Origin of the sequence: Xanthomonas sp. NCPPB 3761 (genome assembly GCF_041475705.2) — a bacterium.
Lineage (GTDB): Bacteria > Pseudomonadota > Gammaproteobacteria > Xanthomonadales > Xanthomonadaceae > Xanthomonas > Xanthomonas phaseoli.
On record NZ_CM191262.1, the window covers coordinates 3,068,384 to 3,092,167 of the forward strand.

Annotated in this window: 20 protein-coding genes and 1 pseudogene; 6 read left to right on the plus strand and 15 right to left on the minus strand. The window is 66.4% G+C overall.

Translation table 11 applies throughout. The features are described 5' to 3' along the window. Nucleotides 1–21: 21 nt before the first annotated feature. From glmM to trpB, 5 genes are all read right to left on the minus strand, one after another. On the minus strand, nt 22–1,371 hold the full coding sequence (glmM, locus tag ACCQ00_RS13465; RefSeq protein WP_039567200.1) for a phosphoglucosamine mutase: 1,350 nt from the start codon (nt 1,369–1,371) through the stop codon (nt 22–24). Next, a complete protein-coding gene (accD, locus tag ACCQ00_RS13470) occupies nt 1,368–2,255 on the minus strand; it encodes an acetyl-CoA carboxylase, carboxyltransferase subunit beta (protein ID WP_003485520.1) in 888 nt (295 codons plus the stop codon). Before accD ends, glmM begins: the two co-directional genes overlap by 4 nt. Before the next feature lie 380 nt (nt 2,256–2,635). Then, nucleotides 2,636–3,442, minus strand: coding sequence for a tryptophan synthase subunit alpha (gene trpA, locus ACCQ00_RS13475; protein ID WP_039567201.1), 807 nt, complete (start codon nt 3,440–3,442; stop codon nt 2,636–2,638). Between the two features lie 43 nt (nt 3,443–3,485). Next, complete coding sequence (locus ACCQ00_RS13480) at nt 3,486–3,866, minus strand: hypothetical protein (protein WP_039567202.1); 381 nt, start codon at nt 3,864–3,866, stop codon at nt 3,486–3,488. 44 nt (nt 3,867–3,910) lie between these two features. Continuing rightward, nucleotides 3,911–5,128: a tryptophan synthase subunit beta gene (gene trpB, locus ACCQ00_RS13485; protein ID WP_372353952.1), complete on the minus strand. Its 1,218-nt coding sequence runs from the start codon at nt 5,126–5,128 to the stop codon at nt 3,911–3,913. Nucleotides 5,129–5,233: 105 nt separating this feature from the next. On the opposite strand from trpB, the gene ACCQ00_RS13490 reads away from it, so the two are divergent. Continuing rightward, nucleotides 5,234–6,160 carry a LysR family transcriptional regulator gene (locus ACCQ00_RS13490; protein ID WP_039567205.1) on the plus strand — a complete coding sequence of 309 codons (927 nt, stop codon included), beginning with the start codon at nt 5,234–5,236 and terminating at the stop codon, nt 6,158–6,160. 405 nt (nt 6,161–6,565) lie between these two features. Here ACCQ00_RS13490 and ACCQ00_RS13495 read toward each other — a convergent pair whose 3' ends face one another. The 8 genes from ACCQ00_RS13495 to prmB form a co-directional block, all read right to left on the minus strand. Beyond that, on the minus strand, nt 6,566–7,234 hold the full coding sequence (locus ACCQ00_RS13495; protein WP_008570953.1) for a phosphoribosylanthranilate isomerase: 669 nt from the start codon (nt 7,232–7,234) through the stop codon (nt 6,566–6,568). After that, nucleotides 7,231–8,004, minus strand: a complete 774-nt coding sequence (gene truA / locus ACCQ00_RS13500; protein ID WP_039567207.1) for a tRNA pseudouridine(38-40) synthase TruA — start codon at nt 8,002–8,004, stop codon at nt 7,231–7,233. The genes ACCQ00_RS13495 and truA overlap by 4 nt, the downstream gene beginning before the upstream one ends. A gap of 175 nt (nt 8,005–8,179) precedes the next feature. Then, complete coding sequence (locus ACCQ00_RS13505; protein ID WP_039567208.1) at nt 8,180–8,587, minus strand: VOC family protein; 408 nt, start codon at nt 8,585–8,587, stop codon at nt 8,180–8,182. Beyond that, complete coding sequence (locus ACCQ00_RS13510; RefSeq protein ID WP_503290283.1) at nt 8,584–10,554, minus strand: type IV pilus assembly protein FimV; 1,971 nt, start codon at nt 10,552–10,554, stop codon at nt 8,584–8,586. Before ACCQ00_RS13510 ends, ACCQ00_RS13505 begins: the two co-directional genes overlap by 4 nt. A 685-nt stretch (nt 10,555–11,239) precedes the next feature. Continuing rightward, on the minus strand, nt 11,240–12,265 hold the full coding sequence (locus ACCQ00_RS13515; RefSeq protein ID WP_039567213.1) for an aspartate-semialdehyde dehydrogenase: 1,026 nt from the start codon (nt 12,263–12,265) through the stop codon (nt 11,240–11,242). 84 nt (nt 12,266–12,349) lie between these two features. Then, on the minus strand, nt 12,350–13,408 hold the full coding sequence (locus ACCQ00_RS13520) for a 2-hydroxyacid dehydrogenase (RefSeq protein ID WP_039567214.1): 1,059 nt from the start codon (nt 13,406–13,408) through the stop codon (nt 12,350–12,352). Further along, a complete protein-coding gene (gene aroC, locus ACCQ00_RS13525; protein WP_017156358.1) occupies nt 13,401–14,504 on the minus strand; it encodes a chorismate synthase in 1,104 nt (367 codons plus the stop codon). The genes ACCQ00_RS13520 and aroC overlap by 8 nt, the downstream gene beginning before the upstream one ends. 10 nt (nt 14,505–14,514) lie before the next feature. Then, nucleotides 14,515–15,441 carry a 50S ribosomal protein L3 N(5)-glutamine methyltransferase gene (gene prmB / locus ACCQ00_RS13530; protein ID WP_039567216.1) on the minus strand — a complete coding sequence of 309 codons (927 nt, stop codon included), beginning with the start codon at nt 15,439–15,441 and terminating at the stop codon, nt 14,515–14,517. Nucleotides 15,442–15,521: 80 nt separating this feature from the next. Between prmB and ACCQ00_RS13535 the strand changes: the two genes are divergently transcribed. Both ACCQ00_RS13535 and asd read left to right on the plus strand, forming a co-directional pair. Further along, a complete protein-coding gene (locus tag ACCQ00_RS13535; RefSeq protein ID WP_008577518.1) occupies nt 15,522–16,172 on the plus strand; it encodes an SCO family protein in 651 nt (216 codons plus the stop codon). Further along, nucleotides 16,169–17,011 carry an archaetidylserine decarboxylase gene (gene asd / locus ACCQ00_RS13540; protein ID WP_039567218.1) on the plus strand — a complete coding sequence of 281 codons (843 nt, stop codon included), beginning with the start codon at nt 16,169–16,171 and terminating at the stop codon, nt 17,009–17,011. Before ACCQ00_RS13535 ends, asd begins: the two co-directional genes overlap by 4 nt. 407 nt (nt 17,012–17,418) lie before the next feature. Here the strand turns inward: asd and ACCQ00_RS13545 are convergent, their stop codons facing one another. Then, on the minus strand, nt 17,419–19,002 hold the full coding sequence (locus ACCQ00_RS13545; protein ID WP_039567220.1) for a transglycosylase SLT domain-containing protein: 1,584 nt from the start codon (nt 19,000–19,002) through the stop codon (nt 17,419–17,421). A gap of 293 nt (nt 19,003–19,295) precedes the next feature. Here ACCQ00_RS13545 and ACCQ00_RS13550 point away from each other — a divergent pair, with 293 nt between their 5' ends. Together ACCQ00_RS13550 and ACCQ00_RS13555 are read left to right on the plus strand one after the other, a co-directional pair. After that, nucleotides 19,296–20,801, plus strand: a complete 1,506-nt coding sequence (locus ACCQ00_RS13550; RefSeq protein WP_039567222.1) for a helicase HerA-like domain-containing protein — start codon at nt 19,296–19,298, stop codon at nt 20,799–20,801. Nucleotides 20,802–20,918: 117 nt separating this feature from the next. Beyond that, nucleotides 20,919–21,437: a hypothetical protein gene (locus ACCQ00_RS13555; RefSeq protein ID WP_162837111.1), complete on the plus strand. Its 519-nt coding sequence runs from the start codon at nt 20,919–20,921 to the stop codon at nt 21,435–21,437. 73 nt (nt 21,438–21,510) lie between these two features. Here ACCQ00_RS13555 and nudK read toward each other — a convergent pair. Then, nucleotides 21,511–22,109, minus strand: a pseudogene (gene nudK / locus ACCQ00_RS13560) (GDP-mannose pyrophosphatase NudK). A gap of 352 nt (nt 22,110–22,461) precedes the next feature. Between nudK and ACCQ00_RS13565 the strand changes: the two are divergent. Then, nucleotides 22,462–23,736 (plus strand): DUF4013 domain-containing protein, encoded by a 1,275-nt coding sequence (locus ACCQ00_RS13565; protein ID WP_039567223.1) that lies wholly within the window; start codon nt 22,462–22,464, stop codon nt 23,734–23,736. Nucleotides 23,737–23,784 lie beyond the last annotated feature (48 nt).

Consider the following 23,784-nt stretch of genomic DNA (forward strand, 5'->3'; position numbering starts at 1 on the left):
CAGACGCCAATGACGATCGACTCACGCCGCGTCACGCACTGCACCCGAGAGCCGGTCGAGCGTGTCCTGCATCAGGCCGGCGTCGTCGGCTTCCACGGTCACCCGCACCACCGGCTCGGTGCCCGACGGGCGCAGGAACGCCCGGCCACGGCCTTGCACGGCGGCCTGCGCCTGCTGCAATGCCTGGCGCACGTTGGCTGCTTCCACAATGGCCTTGGCGGTGCCGCCATCCAGGCGCACGTTGACGGTCTTCTGCGGCACCTTGCTCAGGCTGCCCAGCGCCTCGCGCAGGCTCTGCCCGTCGCGACCCAGTGCCTCGAGCACCTGCAGCGCACTGACGATGCCATCGCCGGTGCTGGCACGGTCCAGGCACAGCAGGTGACCGGATGTTTCGCCGCCCAAGGTGCCGCCGCCTTCGACCAGGGCCTGATGCACGTAGCGGTCGCCGACCTTGGCGCGCTGGAACGGGATGTTCAGTGCAGCCAATGCCTGTTCCAGACCGTAATTGGTCATCAAGGTGCCGACCACGGTACCCGCCAGCCGGCCGCTGGCCTGCCACGAGCGCGCGAGCACGTACAGCAGATCGTCGCCATCGACCGGATTGCCCTGGTCGTCGGCCATCAGCACGCGGTCGCCGTCGCCGTCGAAGGCGATGCCCAGGTGCGCACCGCACTCGCGCACCTTCGCAGCGAGATTCTCGATATGGGTCGAGCCCACGCCGGCGTTGATGTTGAGCCCGTCCGGCGCGGCGCCGATGACCACCACGTCGGCGCCCAGCTCGCGGAACAGCATGGGTGCGATGTGGTAGGTGGCGCCGTGCGCGCAATCCAGCACCATCTTCAGCCCGTGCAGGGTGAAACCGCGCGCCACGCTGGCCTTGCAGAATTCGATATAGCGGCCGATGGCATCACGCGTGCGGATGGCCTTGCCCAATCGCTCCGATTCCACCGTATGGAACGGCTCGTCCAACGCCGCTTCGATCGCCGCTTCGGTGGCGTCATCGAGCTTCTCGCCTTCGGCGGAGAAGAACTTGATGCCGTTGTCGTAATGCGGATTGTGCGAGGCGCTGATCACCACCCCGGCGTCGGCGCGCAGCGTGCTGGTCAGAAAGGCGATGGCCGGGGTCGGCATCGGTCCGATCAGCTGCACGTCGGCCCCGGCGGCAACCAGGCCGGCTTCCAGCGCCGCTTCGAACATGTAGCCGGAAATACGGGTGTCCTTGCCGATCAGCACCAGCGGCCGCTTGCTGCGGCCCCGGGTCAGCACACGGCCGAGCGCATTGCCCAGGCGCAGCACGAAATCGGCCGAGATCACGCCCTGCCCGACCCGGCCGCGGATGCCGTCGGTGCCGAAATACTTGCGTGCGCTCATGCGGCGTCGGCGTCTTGCGGATGCGGCTGCCGCATCATCATCGCGGTGAGCTCGGCGATGCGGTCGCGCATCTGGCGGCGGTCGCAGATCTGGTCGATGGCGCCGTGATCCAGCAGGAACTCCGAGCGCTGGAAACCTTCCGGCAACGTTTCGCGCACGGTCTGTTCGATCACGCGCGGGCCGGCAAAGCCGATCAGCGCATGCGGCTCGGCGATGTTGATATCGCCAAGCATCGCGAACGAGGCCGACACGCCGCCGGTCGTGGGATGGGTCAGCACCGAGATATACGGCAGGCCGGCTTCGCGCAGGCGGCCGAGCGCGGCCGAGGTCTTGGCCATCTGCATCAGCGAGAACAGGCCTTCCTGCATGCGCGCGCCGCCACTGGCGGAAAAGCACACGAACGGGCAGCCGACTTCCAGCGCCACTTCGGCCGCACGCGCAAAGCGCTCGCCGACCACCGACCCCATCGAGCCGCCCATGAAGGCGAAATCGAACGCAGCGGCGACCAGCGGATTGCCCTTGAGCGTGCCGCGCATGGCGATCAGCGCGTCGTATTCGCCGCTGGCCTTCTGGCTGGCCTTGATGCGTTCGCCGTAGCGCTTCTGGTCCTTGAACTTGAGCGCGTCGACCGGCCCGAGCTGCGCGGCGATTTCAGTGGTCGCGGTGTCCGGGTCGAACAGCGAATTCAGGCGCGCGCGGGCGCGGATCGCCATGTGGTGATCGCATTTCGGGCACACCTCGAGGTTCTCTTCGAGTTCCGGGCCGTACAGCGCGCTCCCGCAATTGCTGCACTTTTCCCACAGGCCCTCGGGGACGCTGCGCTTCTTGGCTGGTGTGTTTTCGGTGCGGATGCCGGAGGGCATCAATTTGCTGAGCCAGCTCATGCGTGTATGACAATCCATGCAGGGCGGCCTGGCGGGCCGCAGAGGGGCGACAGTCTAACGCAGCGCCCCAGGCTGGTGCAGCGCGCCGGACATGGCGGGTTGCCGCTGTGGCGGAGCGTTGTGGTGCAAGCTGTCGGGCGATATGCAGCAGGTTGGCATGCTGCGGGGCACCGTGTGTTCAATGGCTGTCAACGCCTTCGCCCAGCCCGGCGCTGCTTCGCCCGTCCCCTCACCTCCCCCCTCCCGCAGGAGCGGGGCTTTGATTCCTTCTCCGATCGGGACATTGTCCTCGCAGATGGGAGCGACGGTACCCCGCAGGGGTGGATGAGGATGCGGGCGAAGCCCCGTGCATCCACGCGAGAAGATCCTGAGGTCTGGCGTCAGCGGTGATCCAGCGCCTGCCGAAGTGGGGCAAGGAACGCTTCGGCGCGCTCACGGGCGCTGCGGACCTCGCCTGCTTCCGCCAACGCGGCGACCAGGGCGCTGCCCACCACCACGCCATGGGCATCCACGGCCATGGCAGCGGCACTGGCCGCATCCTTGATGCCGAAGCCGGCCACCACCGGCGCGCCGGCCCGCTGGCGCAGCTGGCGCAGGCGGTCGCTGGCGGCGTGGGTGTCGAGCAGATTGGAGGCGCCGGTGACGCCGGCAAAGCTGACGTAGTACAGATAGCCCTGCGCGGTGCTGCACAGCATGTCCAGGCGCTGCTCGCTGGTGGTGGGCGAAGCCAGTGCGATCAGCGCCAAGCCGACCTCGGTGAAGATGGTGCGCGTTTCGCCGGCTTCTTCCGGCGGCAGGTCGACCAGCAGCACACCATCCACGCCCGCGGCGACCGCGGCTTCGGCGAAGCGTCGCGTGCCATGGATCTCGATCGGGTTGAGGTAGCCCATCAGCACCACCGGCGTGGTGGCATCTTCGCGGCGAAACTCGTGCACCGCTTCCAGCACATACGCCAGGCCGGCGCCACGTGCCAGCGCGCGCTCGGAGCTGCGCTGGATGGTGGGGCCGTCGGCCATGGGGTCGGAGAACGGCACACCCAGCTCGATCACATCGGCACCGGCGCGCACCAGCGCGTGCATCACCGGCACGGTGGCTTCCAGCGATGGGTCGCCGGCGGTGATGAAAGGGATCAGTGCCTTGCGCCCATTGGCACGCAGCTCGGCGAAGCAGGAATCGATACGACGCATGAAATCACTCGAACAAGGGAGGAAAGCCAGCCGCCATGGAACCTCAGGTGGCAAAGAAATACCGCATCAGCGCAAAGCACAGCGCAAACAGGTAGCCGTAGGAAAATCGATCGATGCGCAGCACCGGGTCGCCGCGCCGCGCACGCCACGCACCAAGCGCGGCCATCAGCCCACCGGCGACCAGCGGTACGATCACTAGCGCTGCCAGTCGCGCGCCGTGAGTCGCGGTGAGGTGCTGCGGCAGCAGCCAGAGACTGACACCGCCAAGCAACGCACCCGCGATTGCGTAGCCGACCGCTGCCAGCCCCGGCGAGGGCCTGCGCTCGAACGACTCGGCGACAGCGTGCAGGCCAAGTTCGATCAGCAGCTCGGTCAAGGCCTGCAGCAGCAGCTCGGCCACCAACTGGAGCATTCCTTCGAGCATCGCCGCGTCCCTGCATCCGGAGAGAGCGTTAGCCGCAGCCACGCTTAAAGCGCGATTCCCTCGCGCGCCGCGATGGTATGCACATCCTTATCGCCACGCCCGGAGAGATTGCACAACACCAGCGCATCCCTGGGCAGCTCGCGCGCCAGCTTGATCGACTGCGCCACCGCATGGCTGGACTCCAGCGCGGCCAGAATGCCTTCGGTATGCGCCAGCAGATGGAAGGCCGCCATCGCCTCGTCGTCGGTGATGCCCTGGTACACCGCGCGACCGCTGTCGGACAGGAACGAATGCTCCGGGCCCACGCCGGGGTAATCCAGGCCAGCGGAGATCGAATGCGTTTCGGTGATCTGGCCGTCGTCGTCGCAGATCACATAGGTGCGATTGCCGTGCAGCACGCCCGGGCGACCTGCGGCGATGGAGGCGGCATGCCGGCCGGTGGCGATGCCGTCGCCGGCCGCTTCGGCGCCATAGATCTTGACGCCCGGATCGTTGAGGAAGGCATGGAACAGACCGATCGCATTGCTGCCGCCCCCCACGCAGGCGCTGATCGCATCCGGCAGCCGGCCATAGTCCTGCAGCATCTGTTCGCGCGCCTCGCGGCCGACGATGGCGTTGAAGTCGCGCACCATGCGCGGGTACGGGTCCGGGCCGGCCACGGTGCCGATGATGTAGAAGGTGTCGCGCACGTTGGTCACCCAGTCGCGCATGGCTTCGTTGAGCGCGTCCTTGAGCGTGGCCGAGCCGGAGATCACCGGGATCACCGTGGCGCCGAGCAGCTTCATGCGGTAGACGTTGATCTTCTGCCGCTCGATATCGGTGGCGCCCATATAGACCACGCATTCCAGGCCCAGGCGTGCGGCCACGGTGGCACTGGCAACGCCGTGCTGGCCGGCGCCGGTCTCGGCAATGATGCGGGTCTTGCCCATGCGGCTGGCCAGCAAGGCCTGGCCGATGGTGTTGTTGATCTTGTGCGCGCCGGTGTGGTTCAGGTCTTCGCGCTTGAGCAGGATCTGCGCCCCACCCACTTCACGGCTGAGCCGTTCGGCATGGTAGATCGGGCTGGGACGGCCGACGTAGTGCTTGAGGTCCTTGTCGTATTCGGCAATGAAACTCGGGGCCTGCCGCGCCTGATCGTAGGCAGCGGACAGTTCCTGCAGCGGGCCGATCAAGGTTTCGGCGACGAAACGGCCACCGAACTTGCCGAAGTGGCCGGCAGCATCCGGATAGGCGTAAAAGTCACTGATGGGCTGGGCCGACATGGAAATCCTCTACAGCAATGCGTCATACGAGAAGCGTCACTCTAGCGCAGCCGGGACATGGGATAAATCGATAAGATTGCCGCAACCTGTGAGCTGGAATCACATATGAGCACCTTGCTTCCTCCGCTGGCAGCGCTGCGTGCGTTCGACGCTGCCGCGCGCCTGCAGAGCGTCAGCCGTGCTGCCCAGGAACTGCACGTCACCCATGGCGCCATCAGCCGGCACGTGCGCTCCCTGGAACAGGCATTGGGCACCGCGCTGTTTGCGCGCCAGGGCCGCGGCCTGGTGCTGACCGCGGCGGGCGTTCGGCTACGCGATGCCACTGGCGAAGGCTTTGGCGTGATTAGCCAGGCCTGGGCGGCATTGCAACGCCCGGCCACCGAAGCGCCGCTGGTGCTCGGGTGTTCGGGTAGCCTGCTGGCGCGCTGGGTGATTCCGCGCCTAGGACTGCTGCAGCAAGAGCTGCCGGATGTGCGCCTGCATCTGTCGGCCAGCGAACAACCGCCCGGCCCAGACCTGGACGGCCTGGATGCTGCCCTGTTGCTGGACACCCCGCCCTGGCCGAGCGAGTGGCAGGTGCACACCCTAGGCGTGGAGTGGATCGGGCCGGTGCTGAGCCCCCAGCTCGCATCCACACTGCAGATCGAGGGGAGCGGCCCGGCCGCGCTCGGCGATCACGCGCTGCTGCACACCCGCTCGCGCCCGCAGGCCTGGCCGGAATGGGCCCACGCGCACGGGCTGGCACCTGAGGGGTTGCACTTCGGCACCGAATTCGAACACCTGGTGTATCTGCTGGAAGCCGCTGCCGCTGGCCTTGGAATCGCGATTGCACCGCAGCCGTTGGTCGCCGCGGACCTGGCAGCCGGGCGCCTGCTGGCGCCATGGGGCTTCACCGCCACGCCCGGCCGCTGGGTGCTGTGCGCCGCCAAGCGCAACCCGGATCCGCGCATCGAACGGCTGGCGGGTTGGCTAGGCAAAGCGCTGGCGGAAGATCAGCACACGTCTCAGGCCATGGGTGCAACGAACGCCTGAGCGGCTATCGCAGATGTTCGTTGCAACACTGCATCGCCCGACCACGCCTCGCGACGAGCATGTGCACCGTCAGGAGCTATACCTGCCGAGCGGAAGGCCACGCATCGGCACAACTAGCCAGAAGACACAAAGACGTCAGTCGCGGCTCGGCCTGAAGTAACGCCCTCTAGCGCGCGAACGCTCGTTAAACCGCCGCAAATGGCGAAACCGCGGCTGTGTCCAGCGAGATAAACGCAACGTGCGGGAAGGTCGCTGATCGGCACTCGGCACTCGGCACTCGGCACTCGGCACTCGGCACTCGGAAAGCACGCTAACGCGCACTCACGCTGCTAGCTATCCAAACGACCCAGCCGCGTCACGCGCCTGCTGTTACGAATCCCCAATCCCGAATCCCAAATCCCACCCTCACGACATGTCGTGACAATCCGCCCGCCGCACTTCCTCGACAAACTTGCGCATCTTGTGGCCGTCCTTGATGCCCGGCGCCAGCTCCACGCCACTGGAAACGTCCACGCCCCAGGGCAAGGTGGCCACGATGGCGTCGAACACGTTGTCGGCGTTGATGCCGCCGGCCAGCAGGAACGGACGATGCAAGCCGGTGGGCAGGCGCGACCAGTCGAAGGTCTTGCCGGTGCCGCCGCCCGCGCCGGGCGCATGGCTGTCGAACAGGAAGCCAGCGGTATTGGGATAGGACAACTGCAGCGTCCGCGCGTTGGCGTCTTCGCCATTCACGCCGCTGCTGCCCATCGGCACCGCCTTGAGATACGGCAGGTTGAAGCTGCGGCAGAACGCGTCGTCTTCCTCGCCATGGAACTGCAACAGGGTCGGGCGCACGGTGCGCACCACTTCGCGCACCTCTTCCTTGGAATTGTTGCGGAACAACGCCACCACATCGACCATCGGCGCAGTCGCCTGGCGCATCGCGCGCGCCTCTGCCGGCGCAACGCGCCGGGGGCTGCCATGCGCAAAGATGAAACCTACCGCGTCCACACCCAGCTCGCCGGCCAGCCGGATATCGCCGGCGCGGGTCATGCCACAAAACTTGATACGGGTGCGGTACAGCGATCGATTCATTGGGTCACCTCAACAGGCAGATGCCACTCTGCAGGATACAGAGGTCCGATAAATACCAGACCCTGTGGCGGCGCTGTCGGGCCGGCCACAGTGCGGTCGCGTCCGGCGAGCAACGTCGCGATCCAGTCGGCCGGCTGCTCGCCGGTACCGACCAAAATCAGCGAGCCCACAATATTCCGCACCATGTGATGAAGGAATGCATTGGCCTGGACCTGCACCTCCACCACCTCGCCGATACGCTGCACGTGGATGGCTTGCAGGTGACGGCGTGCGTGCAAGGCCTGGCATTGCACGCTGCGGAACGCGCTGAAATCGTTCTCGCCCAATAACGCCTGTGCTGCCGCATGCATGGCATCGGCATCGAGCGGGCGACGCTCCCAGCTCAGGGTCTGCCGATACAGCGCCGGGCGAATCTGCCGATTGAGCAGGCGATAGCGGTAACGACGCGCGCGCGCTGAAAAGCGCGCATGGAAGTCATCGGCTGCCGGCACGCACCAGCGCACGGCGATCGACGGCGGCAGGCGCGCAGTGGTGCCCAGCATCCAGCCACGCGGCTCGCGGCGTGCGTCGCTGTCGAAATGCACCACCTGGCATTCGCCATGCACGCCGGCGTCGGTGCGCCCGGCGCAGACCACCTGCACCGGCGCATCGGCGACCGACGACAAGGCTGCCTGCAGGCTGGCCTGCACGCTCGGCCCACCATGCTCGCCCAACTGCTGCCAGCCCTGGAACTCGCTGCCGTCGTATTCCACGCCCAGCGCGTAACGCATCGGTATCTGCCCTATGAGTGAATCGAAGAAATCGGCGCGCCGGTCATGCCACCGCCATCGCAGGCGATTGCCGGCCCAGCCCCGCCGCCACAAAGAAGGTGAAGTGTACGAGCCGCATTGCCTGGTGGGTGCCGAGCCGCGGCAACGCGCGTGCGGCCAGCGCGCAGGCGCGTGGTCAGTCGTCGGACCCGACGCTATGCTCGGACCACACGGCCAAGGTGGTGCCGCCGGGCTCGCGGAAATGAAACCGGCTGCCGCCCGGAAAACCGAATATCGGCTTGACGATCTCCCCGCCTGCGCCACGCACGCGCTCCATTACCGGGGCCAATGCGTCCGCATACAGCACCACCAACGGCCCACCCTGTTCCGGCGCCGGCGCGGCTGCACGGTAGAAGCCGCCGTCCAGGCGGCCATCGTTGAAGGCCAGGTAATCCGGGCCGTAGGCCTGGAATTGCCAACCGAACACCGCTTCGAAAAACGCACGACTGGCATCCGGATCGATGGAGGCGAACTCCACATAGTCGATCCGGCGCTCGCGTGCGGCGCCTGTCTGCGCGGGCAGGCAGTCGATCGCCGGGCTCATGCCAGGCGTTCCAGCAGCTCGGCCGCTTCGGCGCGCGTGGCGTCGTCGCCGGTGGCGGCAACTTCCAGCAGCAGGCCGCGCGCGGTGTCCTTGTCGCCCAGGTCCATGTAGGCCACCGCCAGTTCCAGGCGATCGCGCCCGGCCGAGGCGATGCCCCGGCTGGCCGACGCGCTGGGCGCGGCACTCGGTGCCGCAGGCGCACGTTCGAAATCCAGGCTGTCTTGCGTGGCCACCGCGACCGGGGAGGCGTTCGACGGAACATCGCCGATCGTGGGCGCGACATCTGTGTGGTGCGTTTCCACAGCTTCGGACGCCGGTTGCGGCGGGGCCTGCGCCTCGTCGACGGGCGTGGTGTGCTGCGGCGGCGTTGCCACCACCGGCGGTGCGGCACGCAGCGCACGCCAATCGTCGCTGTTGACCGCCATGGGCGCAGCAGCCGGCTCGGACGGCAGCGGCTCGCGACGCAGCACCTCCGACAACGGTTGCTGCGTGTCATGGGCGCGCTCTTCGTCGCGCAGATCGGCCTGCTCGAATTCGGTCTCGTGCACCACATCGCGCTCGCTGGGCTCGGTGGTTGGCGTCGCGTCTTGCGGTTCGGCGGCCTGCACCGGTGCGCCAGGCAGGACGAAGTCGAACTGCCGACGCGGCAACGGCGGCAGCGGCGAGGGTTTGCGGCGGCGCGCGGCCAGCCACGCCACCATGGCAGCGACGATCAACACCAGCCCGCCGATCAACCACAGCGGAAAACCGCCGCCCTGTTGTGCGGCCGCCGGAGTTTCCGACAGGCGTTTTTGCGCGGCCGCCAGATCGCTGTCCTTCATGGCGATCAGCGCTTGCTGTTGCTGCTTGAGCTTTTCCAGATCCGCCACGCGGGTCCGCAGGTCCTGCAATTCCGCATCGCGGGTGGCGATGTCTTCCTTGGCCTGTTGCAACTGTTGATTGGCCGCCATCTCGCCCTCGCCTTCGGCACTGGTGCCGGACGTGACGCCGGCGGTGTTGGTCTGACTCGCCATGGCAGGGGCGATTTCGAGCCGCGCGCCGTTGCCGGACGCTGCGGCAGGCGTGGCGGGCGGCGGCGTGGCGGGCGGCGGCGTGGCGGTAGCGGCAGCGCCGGCTTCGGCCGGTTGCGGCACCGCCGATCGCGCCTGCTGCCACTGCGCGGCCTGCTCGCGCACCATGACCGCCGCTTCGGCCGCACCGACCTGGGCAAGTGCGTCTTCCTGCGGCGTGCGCAGCACCGCGCCCTGCTTCAGGCGGTTGATGTTGCCGTTGATGAAGGCGTCCGGATTGGTGCGCAGCAACGCCAGCATGGTCTGGTCCAGCGAATGCCCGCTGGAACGCGCCACCGCCGCGGCGATCTCCGACAAGGTCTGGCCCGCGCGCACGGCCGGCAACGCATCGCCGGCCTGCGTCGCAGACCCGGCAGACGCACTGGCAGTCGCACGTGCGGCCGGTTCGGCGCTGGCGTTGTCTTGCGCGGTGCGGTCGGCGACCGGCGCCGGCTCGCGTGCAATCGCATTGCTGGAACCGGCACGCGGCGCTTCGATGGCCGGCTCGGCGATGGCGGCCGCGGTATTGGGCGCATCGACCAAGGCGGAATATTCGCGCACCAGCCGGCCCTGGCCCCACTCCACCTCGATCAGGAAGTTGATCGCCGGCTGGTCCACCGCCTGGCTGCTGGTGACGCGGATCACTGCCCGCCCGCGTGCGTCCTGCGCGAACTGGAACTGCAGATTGCTGACCAGCCCTTGTGGGCGCTCCAGGCCGACCCGCGCAAACGTGGTGGCCGATGCAAGCGCCACGCGCGCGTTGTCGAGTTCGCCCGGCTCGTTGGAAATGACCGGAATCTCGGCCACCAGCGGTTGCCCGGGCTTGGACAGCACCCGGATATCGCCCAGCCCCAACGCCATTGCGGCGCCGCTGCAGGCCATCAGCAGCAACGCACCTATCCCTTGTATCGGACGCATCGCGCCCCCGCCCCTATGTTTCATGGGCATCAATATAGCCGCTGAATGAGCGAAAAAGTCGGTGCCGTGATCCAGAGCGCTGCGCCAGCGACACTACCGCAGTGCGGCATGCATGCGTGGCCACTGCAAACAGGCAAGCGTTGATGGGCGCTCGTACTGCGCGAGGTCTCAAGCGCGCAACGGGTTGTCGGCAGATTGCGTGGTGCAACATCACGAACTGCACGATGCCACGACGTGACGCCAATGGCGCGTTCTGTGCAGGCAATGGCGTGTGCGAGCGGCGGGCGGCGTGACGGCTCGCGCACGCTGCAAGACCCCTCGACGCGTAGGGCGTGCGATAGCAGGCGACACGCGCACGTGCGCATGTCTGCAGGCACGCGACGGGCAGCGCGCCTGCAGGTTGGAGCTTGGTTGAGAATCGAGCAGACCTTCCACGCGTCGGTGCGCACCCTGCCAGAGCGCTTGCGCGCGGTGCGCCTGTCTGGGAAGCATCATTGCGCTCCGACATGCTCCAGCATGTGCACGGCGGTGTAGAGCCGCCAACCGCGTGGAGCGACCAGTCTCATGCAGGTGCAACCGGCGCGCTCAGCACCGCAGTGAACCGCAGTGACCGGCCGGTGCCTGCTGCACCATGCACCGGCCGCGCGCGCCGATGGCGACTGCGCGGTCGTTTTTGTCGTGCCCCTCAGGCTTCCTGTGCGACCAGTTCGGCCAACTGCACAGCGTTGAGCGCGGCGCCCTTGCGGATGTTGTCGGAGACGATCCACAGGTTCAGGCCACGCGGATGCGAGAAGTCTTCGCGGATGCGACCGACGAACACCGCATCCTTGCCGGACGCATGCGTGACCGGGGTCGGGTAGCCGCCGGGCTTGCGCTCGTCCACCACTTCCACGCCGGGCGATGCTTCCAGCAGCGCGCGCGCCGCTTCCACGGTGATCTTGTCGCGGGTCTCGATCGCCACCGCTTCGGAATGGCCGTAGAACACCGGCACGCGCACCGCGGTGGGATTCACCTGGATGCTGTCGTCGCCGAGGATCTTGCGGGTCTCCCAGACCAGCTTCATCTCTTCCTTGGTGTAGCCGTTGTCCTGGAAGTCGTCGATGTGCGGGATCAGGTTGAAGGCGATCTGCACCGGGAAACGCTGCGGGTCGATGTCCTGGAAGCTCAGCAGCTCGCTGGTCTGCTTGCCCAGTTCTTCCATCGCCGAACGCCCGCCGCCGGAGACCGACTGGTAGGTCGCCACATTGATGCGCTCGATGCCGTACTTGCGGTGAATCGGGCCCAGCGCCACCAGCATCTGCATGGTCGAGCAATTGGGATTGGCGATGATGCCGCGCGGGCGCTGCTTGAGCGCCTCCGGGTTGACCTCGGACACCACCAGCGGCACGTCGTCGTCGTAACGGAAGGCCGAGGAATTATCGATCACCACCGCACCGGCCGCAGCGAACTTGGGACCGTATTCCTTGGACACGCTGCCGCCCGCAGAGAACAGCGCGATGTCCACGCCGGTGGGATCGAACTCGGCCAGGTCCAGCACATCGACCTTGCCGCCATTGAACTCGACCTGCCCGCCCGCCGAGCGCGAGGACGCCAGCGCGTACAGGGTGGCGACCGGGAAGTTGCGCTCGGCCAGGATGCTCAGCATGGTCTCGCCGACAGCGCCGGTGGCGCCCACGACGGCGACGTTGAAACGACGGTTTTCGTTACTCATGAGAATGTCTTTATCGAAAGGGGAAAGAAGGGGAGCACTGCGCGCTGGGTTCGGGGAACCTCCAACGCTCGCCGCGGAGGTTCCCTATCGTTTGGTCGAAATGGTTTTGCTCGCGCCCACGATCGCGCCGCCACGTTTGGCAGCGGCAATCGCATCGGCATTGAGCGCGCTCGGCGGGTTGCCGGCATGCGGGCCCTTGCTCAGCGCAGCGATCAGGTTGTCCACCGCCAGTTGCACCATCGCGCGGCGGGTGGCCAGGCTGGCGCTGCCGATATGCGGGGTGAGCACCACGTTGTGCAGCGCCAGCAACTCCGGACGCACACGCGGCTCGCCTTCGTAGACATCCAGGCCGGCACCGGCCAGGCGGCCGTTGGCCAGCGCGTCGGCCAGCGCCAGCTCATCGACGATGCCGCCGCGGGCAATGTTCACCAGCGTGGCAGTGGCGCGCATCTTGCCCAGCGCCGCGGCATCGATGATGTGGTGCGAGTCTCTGGTATATGGCAACACCAGCACCAGGTGATCGGACTGCGCCAGCAACGTCTCGAAATCGACGTACTGCGCGCCCAGCGCCTGTTCGGTGGCGGCCGGCAACTGGCTGCGGTTGTGATACAGCACGCGCATGCCGAAACCGTGCGCGCCGCGCCGCGCGATGCCCTGCCCGATCCGGCCCATGCCCAGGATGCCGAGCGTGCTGCCGTGGATATCGGCGCCAAGCATGGTCTTGAACGACCATTGCCCCCACTGCCCGTCGCGCAACCAGCGCTCGGACTCGGTGATCCGGCGGGCGGTGGCCATCAGCAGCGCGAAGCCGAGATCGGCGGTGGTTTCGGTGAGCACGTCCGGCGTGTTGCTGGCCAGGATGCCGGCGGCGCTCAGCGCATCCAGATCCAGGTTGTTGTAGCCCACGCCGACATTGGCGATGGCGCGCAGCTGCGGCGCGGAGGCGATTTCGGTCGCGCCGATACGCTCGTTGAGGGTGATCAGGGCGCCGTCCAGCGGTGCCAGTTGCGCAGCCAGCTCGGCCGGCGAATACGCGCTGACGCGCTGCGTGGTGGTCAGCTCGAAATGCTCGCCCAACTGCGCGACGACATCGTCGAACAGCGGCTGGCTGACCCACACCTTGGCGCGACGGCCGTCAGACATCGACCTGCCCGGGAATGCGGGGCGACACCTCGCCCACATCGCCGCATTGCGCACGGTGACGCAGCGCCTGGTCCATCAGCACCAGCGCCATCATCGCCTCGGCGATCGGGGTAGCGCGGATGCCCACGCACGGGTCGTGCCGGCCGGTGGTGATGACATCGACCACGCTGCCGTCGGCATCCACCGTGGCGCCGGGCAAGCGCAGGCTGGAGGTGGGCTTGAGCACCATCGAGGCGGTGACCGCCTGGCCGGTGGAGATTCCGCCCAGGATGCCGCCAGCATGGTTGCTGAGAAAGCCTTCCGGGGTGATCAGGTCGCGGTGCTCGGTGCCCTTCTGCGCCGCGCTGGCAAAGCCGTCGCCGATCTCCACGCCCTTGACTGCATTGATGCTCATCAAGGCCGCCGCGAGTTCGGCATCGAGCTTGCCGTAGATCGGCTCGCCCCAGCCTGCGGGCACGCCGCCGGCGACCACGTCCACCCGCGCACCGACCGAATCGCCGGATTTACGCAGCGCATCCATGTAGGTTTCCAGTTCCGGCACCTGCGCGGCATGCGGCCAGAAAAACGGGTTGTCTTCCACTGCATCCCAGTCGAAACCAGCGGGACGGATCTGGCCCAGTTGCGACAGGAAACCGCGCACCAGCACGCCATAACGCTGCTTGAGCCACTTCTTGGCGATCACGCCGGCGGCCACGCGCATGGTGGTTTCGCGCGCCGACGAGCGCCCGCCGCCGCGCGGATCGCGAATGCCGTACTTCTGCCAATAGGTGTAATCCGCATGGCCCGGACGGAACTGCTGGGCGATGTTGGTGTAGTCCTTGCTGCGCTGATCGGTGTTGCGGATCAGCAAGCCGATCGGCGTGCCGGTGGTGCGGCCTTCGTACACGCCTGACAGGATCTCGATTTCGTCGGCCTCGCGGCGCGCGGAGGTGTGCCGGCTCTTGCCGCTGGCGCGGCGCTGCAGGTCGTGGGCGAACTCTTCCGGCGCCAGCTCCAGGCCGGGAGGACAGCCATCGACGACGCAACCGATCGCCGGCCCGTGCGATTCGCCGAAGGTGGTGACAGTGAACAGCTTGCCGAACGAATTGGCACTCATGCGCGCAGGCTCATCGCTGCGCGGCCAGCTCGGCGATGCGGGCGCCGTGGGCGATCAATTCGCGGCATTCCACCGCAAAAATGCCCATCTGCCCCACCTTGAACTCGACCCAGGCCAGATCCACTTCCGGCAGCAGCTTGACCAGGTGCTGCTCGGACTCGCCCACCTCGCAGATCAGCAGGCCGTCTTCGCTCAGGTGCTGCGGCGCATCGCGCAGGATCTTCAGCACCAGGTCCAGGCCATCGTCGCCGGCGCGCAGGCCCAGTTCGGGCTCGTAGGAATACTCCTGCGGCAGCGCGTCGGTTTCGTCGTTGGTGACGTACGGCGGGTTGGTGACGATCAGGTCGTACTGGCGACCGCCCAGGCCGGCGAACAGGTCCGACTTGAGCAAGGTGACATTGTCCGCATGCAGGCGCGCCTTGTTTTCGGCGGCCAGCGCCAGCGCATCGTCGCTGATGTCCACGCCGTCCACATCCCACTGCGGGTTGTAGTGGCCCATCGCGATGGCAATACAGCCCGAACCGGTGCACAGGTCCAGCGCACGGGTCACCTCGCGCCCGCCCAGCCACGGCTCGAAGCCGGCTTCGATCAGTTCGGCGATCGGCGAACGCGGCACCAGCGCACGCGCATCGCTCTTGAAACTCAGGCCGGCGAACCAGGCCTCGCCGGTGAGATAAGCCGCCGGCACGCGCTCGGTGATGCGGCGCTCGAACAGACCGAGCACCTGCTCTTTTTCCGAGCGCAGCAAGCGCGCCTGGCCGTAAGCCGGGCCCAGATCGTGCGGCAGATGCAGGCTGTGCAGCACCAGTTGGGTAGCTTCGTCCAGCGCATTGTCGTAGCTGTGGCCGAAGGTCAGACCGGCTGCATTGAAACGGCTGGTGCCGTAGCGGATCAGGTCGATGATGGTGTGCAGTTCGTCGGCCGCGGCGGCAGTCATGGCAACAACTAAAGAGGAATCGGCCCCCGATTATAGAGGTCGGATCGGTATCATGAGCGTCCGTTGCACTGGAAACCGCCATGTTCAATCGCAATACCGGCATCGTGCTACTGGTGGCCCTGGCCGCTGGCCTGGGGATGTTGCTGGGCCAGAAGTTCCTTGGCGGCGCGCCCAGTTCGCCATGGCCACCCACCAAGACCATCACCTTTTATCCGCAGCCGCGCCCGCTGCCGCAATTCAGCCTGCGCCAGTCCGACGGCACCCAGTTGGTGCCCGGCGAGCTCAAGGGGCATTGGACGCTGGTGTTTCTGGGCTTCACGTTTTGCCCCGATGTCTGCCCCACCACCTTGACCGATCTGGCCGTGGCGCAACAGCAATGGGAAAGCATTCCCGATGGCTTGCGCCCGCGCGTGCTGTTCGTCTCGGTGGACCCGCAGCGCGATCCGCCTGCGCGCCTGGGCGAGTACGCGCACGCCTTCCACAAGGACACCCTGGCCGCCACTGCCGACGTGCCGGCACTGGAGCGCTTTGCCACCGCGCTGGGCTTCGTGTTCCAGAAGGTGCCGGGCAAGGGCTATGCGCAGAATCCCAACGACTACAGCATGGATCATTCGGCCGGCATCGCCGTGCTCGATCCGCAAGGCCGTCTGGCCGGGTTGATCCGTCCCCCGCTTGATCCGAAGGCGATCGCCGCCGACCTCCAACAGCTGACCAAGGTAACCGCTCCGTGAGTCTCGTCACTTCCCTGACCTACGTGCTGCCGCACCGGTTGCTGTCGTCGCTGGCGCGCGCGCTGGCCTATTCGCAGACCCCCTCCACCAAGCAGTGGTTGATCGACACGGTCACGCGCAAGTTCGGCGTGGACCTGAGCGAGGCACAGGAGCCGGATCCGCGCGCCTATCCCACCTTCAACGCGTTTTTTACCCGCGCCTTGAAGCCCGGCGCGCGCGTGCCGGATGCCGACCCTGCGGCGGTGCTGATGCCGGCCGACGGCCGCATCAGCCAGCTCGGCCCGATCGAGAACGGCCGCATTTTCCAGGCCAAGGGGCAGTCGTTCACCGCCGCCGAATTGCTTGGCGACGAAGCGGCCGCAGTGCCGTTCAACAACGGTCTGTTCGCCACCGTGTATCTCTCGCCCAAGGACTACCACCGCGTGCATATGCCGTGGACCGGCACCCTGCGCGAAACCGTGCACGTGCCCGGCCGGCTGTTCAGCGTGGGCCCGGACGCAGTGCGCAACGTGCCGCGCCTGTTCGCGCGCAACGAGCGGCTGGTGTGCCACTTCGACACCGAGTTCGGCCCGATGGCCTCAGTGATGGTTGGCGCGTTATTGGTCTCGGGTGTGGAGACGGTCTGGAGCGGCGTGGAGATTCCGCGCTATGGCGACCGCATCACGCGCAAGGACTATCGCGGCAAGGGCATCGTGCTGGAAAAGTTCGCGGAGATGGCCAGGTTCAATTACGGCTCGACCGTGATCGTGCTGCTGCCGCCGGGCGTGGCCACGCTAGATGGCAACCTTGCGGCCGAAACATCGGTTCGTCTTGGCCAGGCGCTCGCCCGTCGCCAGTGAAGTGCGGCACCGCGGCGTAGGAGCGGACCTGGCCGCGACCAGACATTCCCGACGATGCGCAGTCCCTACGCGCACCGTCTTGCTCGGCCCAAGATAAAAAACACACGGCACACAACAGGGCGACTTGGAGGCTTTGTCGCTGCCGGCTCCGCTCCTGCGGCAACCAGACTTGTCACGAGCTTGCCGCCATCGCAGGAGCGGACCTGGCCGTGACCTAGCATTCCCGAGAACGCGTCGCATATCCGCGCGCTGCTTTCCCAGCTTCGGATCGAAAAGCTCCAGCCCGTGTTTGAGGCTACCGGACCGGCGTTGACGCGGCCTGGCCTGGCCCACGCTAGCGGGTTCAGGCCGATGCGCACCGCCGCCTAACAGGTGCGGCCATCAGCACCGCACCACCAGCGCACGGTTCAGCGATCGCAACCGGCCAGCTTGATGCTCTGCCCGGGCTTGAGCGCGTACGACGGTGCCTTCAAACCGTTGGCCTTGGCCAGCTCCTTGATCTCGCATTGATATTTGTTCGCCACGCGACCGAGCGTGTCGCCCTTGGCGATGGTGTAGCTGCGTACCTGCTTGGCCTTGGGCTTGGCCACTGCCGGCTGGCCGGTGGCGACCGTGGTCGGGACGCCGGCCATCTGGCTGACATCGCCCACCGCGACGCTGGGCACGTACTCGGGCGCGCTGCTGCTGCGCACGATCGCGCTGTTGAGGTCGGCAGTGATCAGGGTACGTGCCAGATCCGCACGCGGGCCGTTGACGCAGTAACGGGTGTAGAGGTTGACGATGCGGTTGGTGGCATTGATGACCGTGCCGGCCGGAATCCAGCCGTCGGATTCGTAACGCGGGTTGAGATTGCGCAGCGCACGCATGTAGCCGTCGCGCGTGCCCATGCTGCCCAGGCAGATGGTGAGTTCGTAGATGGTGGTCGACTTGGCCAGCTTGAGCGTGGCCGGCTGCGCATCGAGCTTGGGGAAATCCACCCCGTACTGGCGCGGGTGCAGGAAGATCCACGCCGCCGCGATCACCATCGGCACGTAGTCCTTTGTTTCGGCCGGGAACTGGTTATAGACGTCCTGCTCCCAGAAGCCGCGCCCGCCGCTCTGCGAGAACACGCGTGCGGCACGGCCTTCGCCGCCGTTGTAGGCGGCCAGTGCCAGTTCGATGCTGCGGTTGAGCCCGGCCATGCGCTCATTGAGGTAGGCGGCGCTGGCTTCGGCGGCACTGCGTGCATCAAAGCGCGTATCGAAGCCGGTGCCGTCCGGGCCCAGCCCGAAGCGACGTCCGGTGGCAGGCATGAACTGCATCAACCCGGCCGCACCCGCGCGCGAGCTGGCATGCACCTTGCCGTTGGATTCCTTGGCCATGATGCCGAACAGCAGCGCTTCGGGCAGGCCGCGCTTCTGCCATTCCGGCCACATCACGCCGCGCAGGTTGCTGTAGTTTTCGTAGCTGGTCAGCAGTGCCGGGCGCATATCGGTGAGCCAGCGCCGGATACCGGCCTGCACGGCCGGGTTGTACTGCACCATCTTGTCGAAGTCGTGGCGCTGGTCGTTGAGCAGCGTGGCGGCACGCGCGGCCTCTGGCACGCCGTTCGACGCCGGGCCCAGATGGTCCGGGTCGGCTTGCAGCAGCGTGTCGTCGTCTTCCGGATCTTCGGCGGCCGGCGCCTCGGCATCGGCGCGCGCCTTGAGCAGGCGCTTGTAGGTGGCCAACTGGTTGGACACCAGGCAACCACGTTGCTTGATGCAGGCGTCGATGATGTCTTCCATGTCCTCCAGCGCGGCATCGCCTTCGGCGGTGCCCTTGGGGTCGGAGTTGTTCACCAACACCAGCGCATCGCGATAGCGCTTTTCGGCGGCGGCCATGCGCGCATCGAGCGCGGCGGCCTTCTCCGTGTCGCGTTTGGAGATGGCGTGGGCGGCGGGGACGACAGACATCAGCGCCACCACAGCCAGGACAGGCCATGGGCGCAAACCAAAATGAGCGAGCGGCATCGTAGGCAGTACAGCGGAAAGGCAGGCAGGGTAGCCGCCGGGGCAACATCGGGGCAAGGCAGCGGGGCCACCGGGGTCAGTGGGCCGTTAGCTTGGTGGGCGCGATCGATGCGTACGGCACCTGCAAACCGGCTCACCGACGCGAGGAATTGGGTGCGTCTGCGGCTGCAGCGCTGCGTGTGCGTGATCGCCCGTCCGACCCAGCCTGCCGACCAGGATCTGCCGAGTTGCCGGCCGGCATTGCCCACCGGGATTGCCCGTTAGAATCGACCCTTTCCTACCGGATCAGCGCAATGGCCTCGTTCCTGCTCGGTAAAGGCGTCACCGACGACATCCCGGTTGTGCTGGAAGGCCGCTTCGGCAACCGCCACGGGCTGGTAGCCGGCGCCACCGGCACCGGCAAGACCGTGACCTTGATGACCCTGGCCGAAAGCTTCTCGCGGCTGGGCGTTCCGGTGTTCCTGGCGGACGTGAAAGGCGATGTCGCCGGCCTGGCCGTGGCCGCTGATGGCGCGCCCGGCGTGCTGCAGCGCGCCAACGATTTGGGCATGACCGACTACGCCCCGGCCGCCAACCCGGTGGTGTTCTGGGACCTGTATGGCCAGCTGGGGCATCCGGTGCGTACCACCGTCAGCGAGATGGGCCCCACCCTGCTCGCCCGGATTCTGGAACTCAACGACACCCAGTCCGGTGTGCTGGACATCGTGTTCAAGCTGGCCGACGACCGCGGCTTGCTGCTCCTGGACCTGGACGACCTGCGCGCGCTGCTCGCGCTGGTGGTCGAAGAGCGCAAGGAGCTCTCCACCAGTTATGGACTGGTGTCCAGCCAGTCGGTTGCCGCCATCCAGCGCGCCTTGCTGCGTTTGTCGCAGGACGGCGGCGAACAGTTCTTCGGTGAGCCTGCGCTGGAGCTGGCCAAACTGATGCGCGTCGCGCCGGATGGCCGTGGCGTGATCGGCATCCTGGCTGCCAACCAACTGGTGCTCAAGCCCAAGCTGTACTCCACCTTCCTGCTGTGGCTGCTGTCGGAACTGTTCGAACGCTTGCCCGAAGTGGGCGACCTGGAACAACCCAAACTGGTGTTCGTGTTCGACGAGGCGCACCTGCTGTTCGACGATGCGCCGGCGGCGCTGGTGCAGCGCATCGAACAGGTAGTGCGCCTGATTCGCTCCAAGGGCGTGGGCGTGTATTTCTGCTCGCAGTTTCCCGACGACATTCCCGACAACATCCTCGGCCAGCTCGGCAACCGCGTGCAGCACGCACTGCGCGCCTACACCCCGCGCGACCAGAAAGCAGTCAAGACCGCCGCGCAAACCTTCGTCGGCAATCCCAAGCTCGATGTCGCCGCCGCCATCTCCAGCCTGGGTACCGGCGAGGCGCTGGTGTCGCCGCTGCAGGGCAAGGGCGTGCCGGCGCCGGTACAGCAGACCTTGATCGCACCGCCGCGCTGCCGCATGGGCGCCATCAGCGAAAGCGAACGCGCGCAGGTGCGCGCGGCAAGCCCGGTCGGCACCCGCTACGACACCGCGATCAACCGCGAATCGGCTGCCGAACTGCTGGCGCGTCGCGTCGAACAGGTCGCCGAACACAATGCCGCACCGCTTGCTCGCACTCGCGAAGACGACGACGCGCACGACAGCGGCTTCGGCCAGGCGGTCAAGGACGCGGTGTTCGGCACCGGCCGCCGCCAGGGCATGCTCGAAGCGATGGCCAAGCAGACCTCGCGCACGGTGGGCAACAAGATCGGCCAGCAAATCGTGCGCGGCATCTTCGGTAGCATTTTTGGTGGGAAGCGGTGAGCCTTGCATTGGAACCAGCGTGGTTGTGCGCCTCCACGCAATAAAGCCTGACCAACAAGGCATCGCAATCGAGCGTGCTCGCGCAACACCACATCCGGAGGTCAAGGAGACTCGCAGATGCAAGCAGATGCAGCTGTTATTTCGTCACTTTTTTTACTCATCAGCGCGGGCACAACCTTCGATGAGCAGAACGCAAATCATGACGACCCGCCCAGCGCATGGCCACAGGGCAGGCAGCACCTGCTTGCAGGTCACTATGTCGGCAAGCTGCACCCAGACAATACGCAATGCCAGGCCGTTAGCGCAGAACTGTGGCTTGAGGCCAAAGGAAACAAGGAAAGCCGGCGATACATTTTGAAGACGGCATGTATCGCGCCCGAAACGCAACGCAGCACCACCACCACAACCGAACGTGGACCTTGGTGGTTCGACAAGAACGGAGACGAGTGTCTGATTCTCTCGCGCGACGACGTCTCCGATCTCTCGCTCAATCCGAATATGTATGGATTTCGGATCGACCAAGAAACTGCTTCGAAAGGGCAGCAAGCTAGCTTTTCGTTAGCTCAAGACGGCAATAACTGCCACAGCGGCAATCCACTAGAACATCGAGACAAAGTGTTGAGAAGAGCTCGTTGAGCGAGAGCCTGGGCATCCGCGCGTTGCGTGTTTGCCTACTTACCCATACTGGGCAGGGTAGACAGCGCGCACCTCAATCCAACACACCATGCAACTTGGCGTACTGCAACAGCATGATGGTCTTGGCATCGGCGATCTCACCTGAGCCGATCATCGCCAGCGCTGCATCCAGCGACAGCTCCAGCACTTCGATCTCTTCGCCGTCTTCTTCGAGTCCACCGCCCTGACTGGGCTTGTCGCCGTCGAAGTATTCGCCGACGAAGAAGTACAGGCGTTCGGTGACCGAGCCAGGGCTCATGAAGGCCTCGAACACCTTGCGCACGTCGTCGATGCGGTAGCCAGTTTCTTCTTTGATTTCCTTGCGGATGCAGGTCAGCGCATCGTCCTGGTCGAGCAGGCCGGCACAGGTTTCGATCAACATGCCATCCGGGTTGCCATTGAGCAGCGTCGGCAGGCGGAACTGACGGGTGAGCATCACCGTCTGCTTGGCTCGGCTATACAGCAGGATGGTGGCGCCGTTGCCCGATCGTAGGCCTCGCGCGACAAGGTCTGCCAGCGGCCGTCCTTGCGCAGGAAGTCGAAGGTGACCTTGCGCAGCACATACCAATTGTCCGAGAGCACATCGATGCTGCGAATGCGGACCTGCGGGTTGCCGGTGGCAGACGGAATCAAGCAATACTCCTTGTGATGCGGGCGATGGCAGTGCCGCGGCTGCGGCGCGCGGTCGCTCGCAGGGCCGCAAGAGTGCGGCGGGCCACCATTTTACCTGTCGCTCGACTGGAACCTCGGACAGTCACGCACGCACCGCATTGGCGGTCTGCCGATGCGCCGACGCTGCTGTCGGACACAGCATGCTCCGATGCAATGCCCGCACTGACGCACTGCCTGGCCAGCAGTTTGCAGACCATGCCCGCGACATGTCGCCGGTCGCGGGCGATCCGGGTTTGTCGGCTTGCCCGCCCCTGATTGCGCAGCGACACGCGGCCCCGCACAATCCCGTCACATCACACGCTTGGGGAGCGTCATGGAAGACCGTTTTCGCGCACGCACGCTGGCCGCGCAGGCTGCGCCTGCACCGTTCTGGACCCGCATTCCCGCCATCGCCACCTACCCGCTGCGTGGCTCGGCGCTATATGCGCTAATCGCATTGACGCTGTGCAGCGCATTGTTGGTGCTGCCGGGCATCCTGAAACTGGTGATTGCCGGTGTGCTGGGCATGGCAACCTACACCTATGCCTTCGACATCCTGCGCCACACCGCCGATGGCCAGACCGATGCGCCACGCCTGGGCTACAACAGCTTCGACAGCGCGGTACTGCGCCTGATCCTGCTGGCCATCGCGCTGGGCATCGTGATCGGCGTGGGAGCCGTCATCGCCGGCCCGTTCGGCCTGGCCGTTGCGTATCTGGGCACCATGCTGCTGCTGCCGGGCATGCTGATCTCGCTGGCCATCGACGGCAGCCTACGCCGCGCACTCAACCCCGCCGTCTCCATCGACATGGCGCTCCGGATCGGCTGGCCGTATCTGGCCGCCTACGGCCTGCTTTACGTGATCCAGGGCAGCGGCACGGCAGCGGTCTTCTTCGCTACCAAATACCTTCCGCCGCTCGTGCGCGAAGCGACGGTCATGGTGACCTCGATCTGGACGCTGTTCGCCAGCTTTCACTTGCTGGGGTACCTGGTGTACCAGTACCACGAGGAGCTGGGCTATGTGCCCGGTGGCGCGGATACGCACGAACGCAGCGATCCGGACCAGCGCCTGCTCGACGAAGCGGAACAGTACGTGCGCGACGGGCATTCCGACGAAGCCTTTCAGGCCTTGCGTGGCGCGGTACGCTCGCGCGCGGTGAGCCTGGCGGTGCACGAGTTGTATCAGCGCCTGCTGCGCCAACACCATCGCAACGACGAACTACGCGAACACACTCGCCAATACATCAATCGCCTGTTGCAGGAAAAGCAGGAACGGCGCGCGCTCGCGCTGCAGCGCGAAGCGCTGGACATCGACGCCACATTTACGCCACTGACGCCCGAGCAGGCCAACCTGCTGGCCGAGCGCGCAAAGATGGCCGGGCAGTTCCAGCTGGTCACCGATGGCCTGCTGGCTGCCATCGCTGCGTGGCCGCGCGACCCGATGCTGCCTGCCTGGTCGCTGGACGCCGGCGTGCTGCTCGCCGAGCGCTTCGGTCGCGACGAGCAAGCGCGGGCCGTCTTGCAGAATGCGATGGATCGCTGCGACGACGAAGCATTGCGCGCGAAGCTGGATGCGGCACTGAAAGCGGTGACCATTCAGCCGGCGTGATCGGCTGAGGACCCCTTCTGCAGGTTCCAGACAGACAGAGTCCATCAC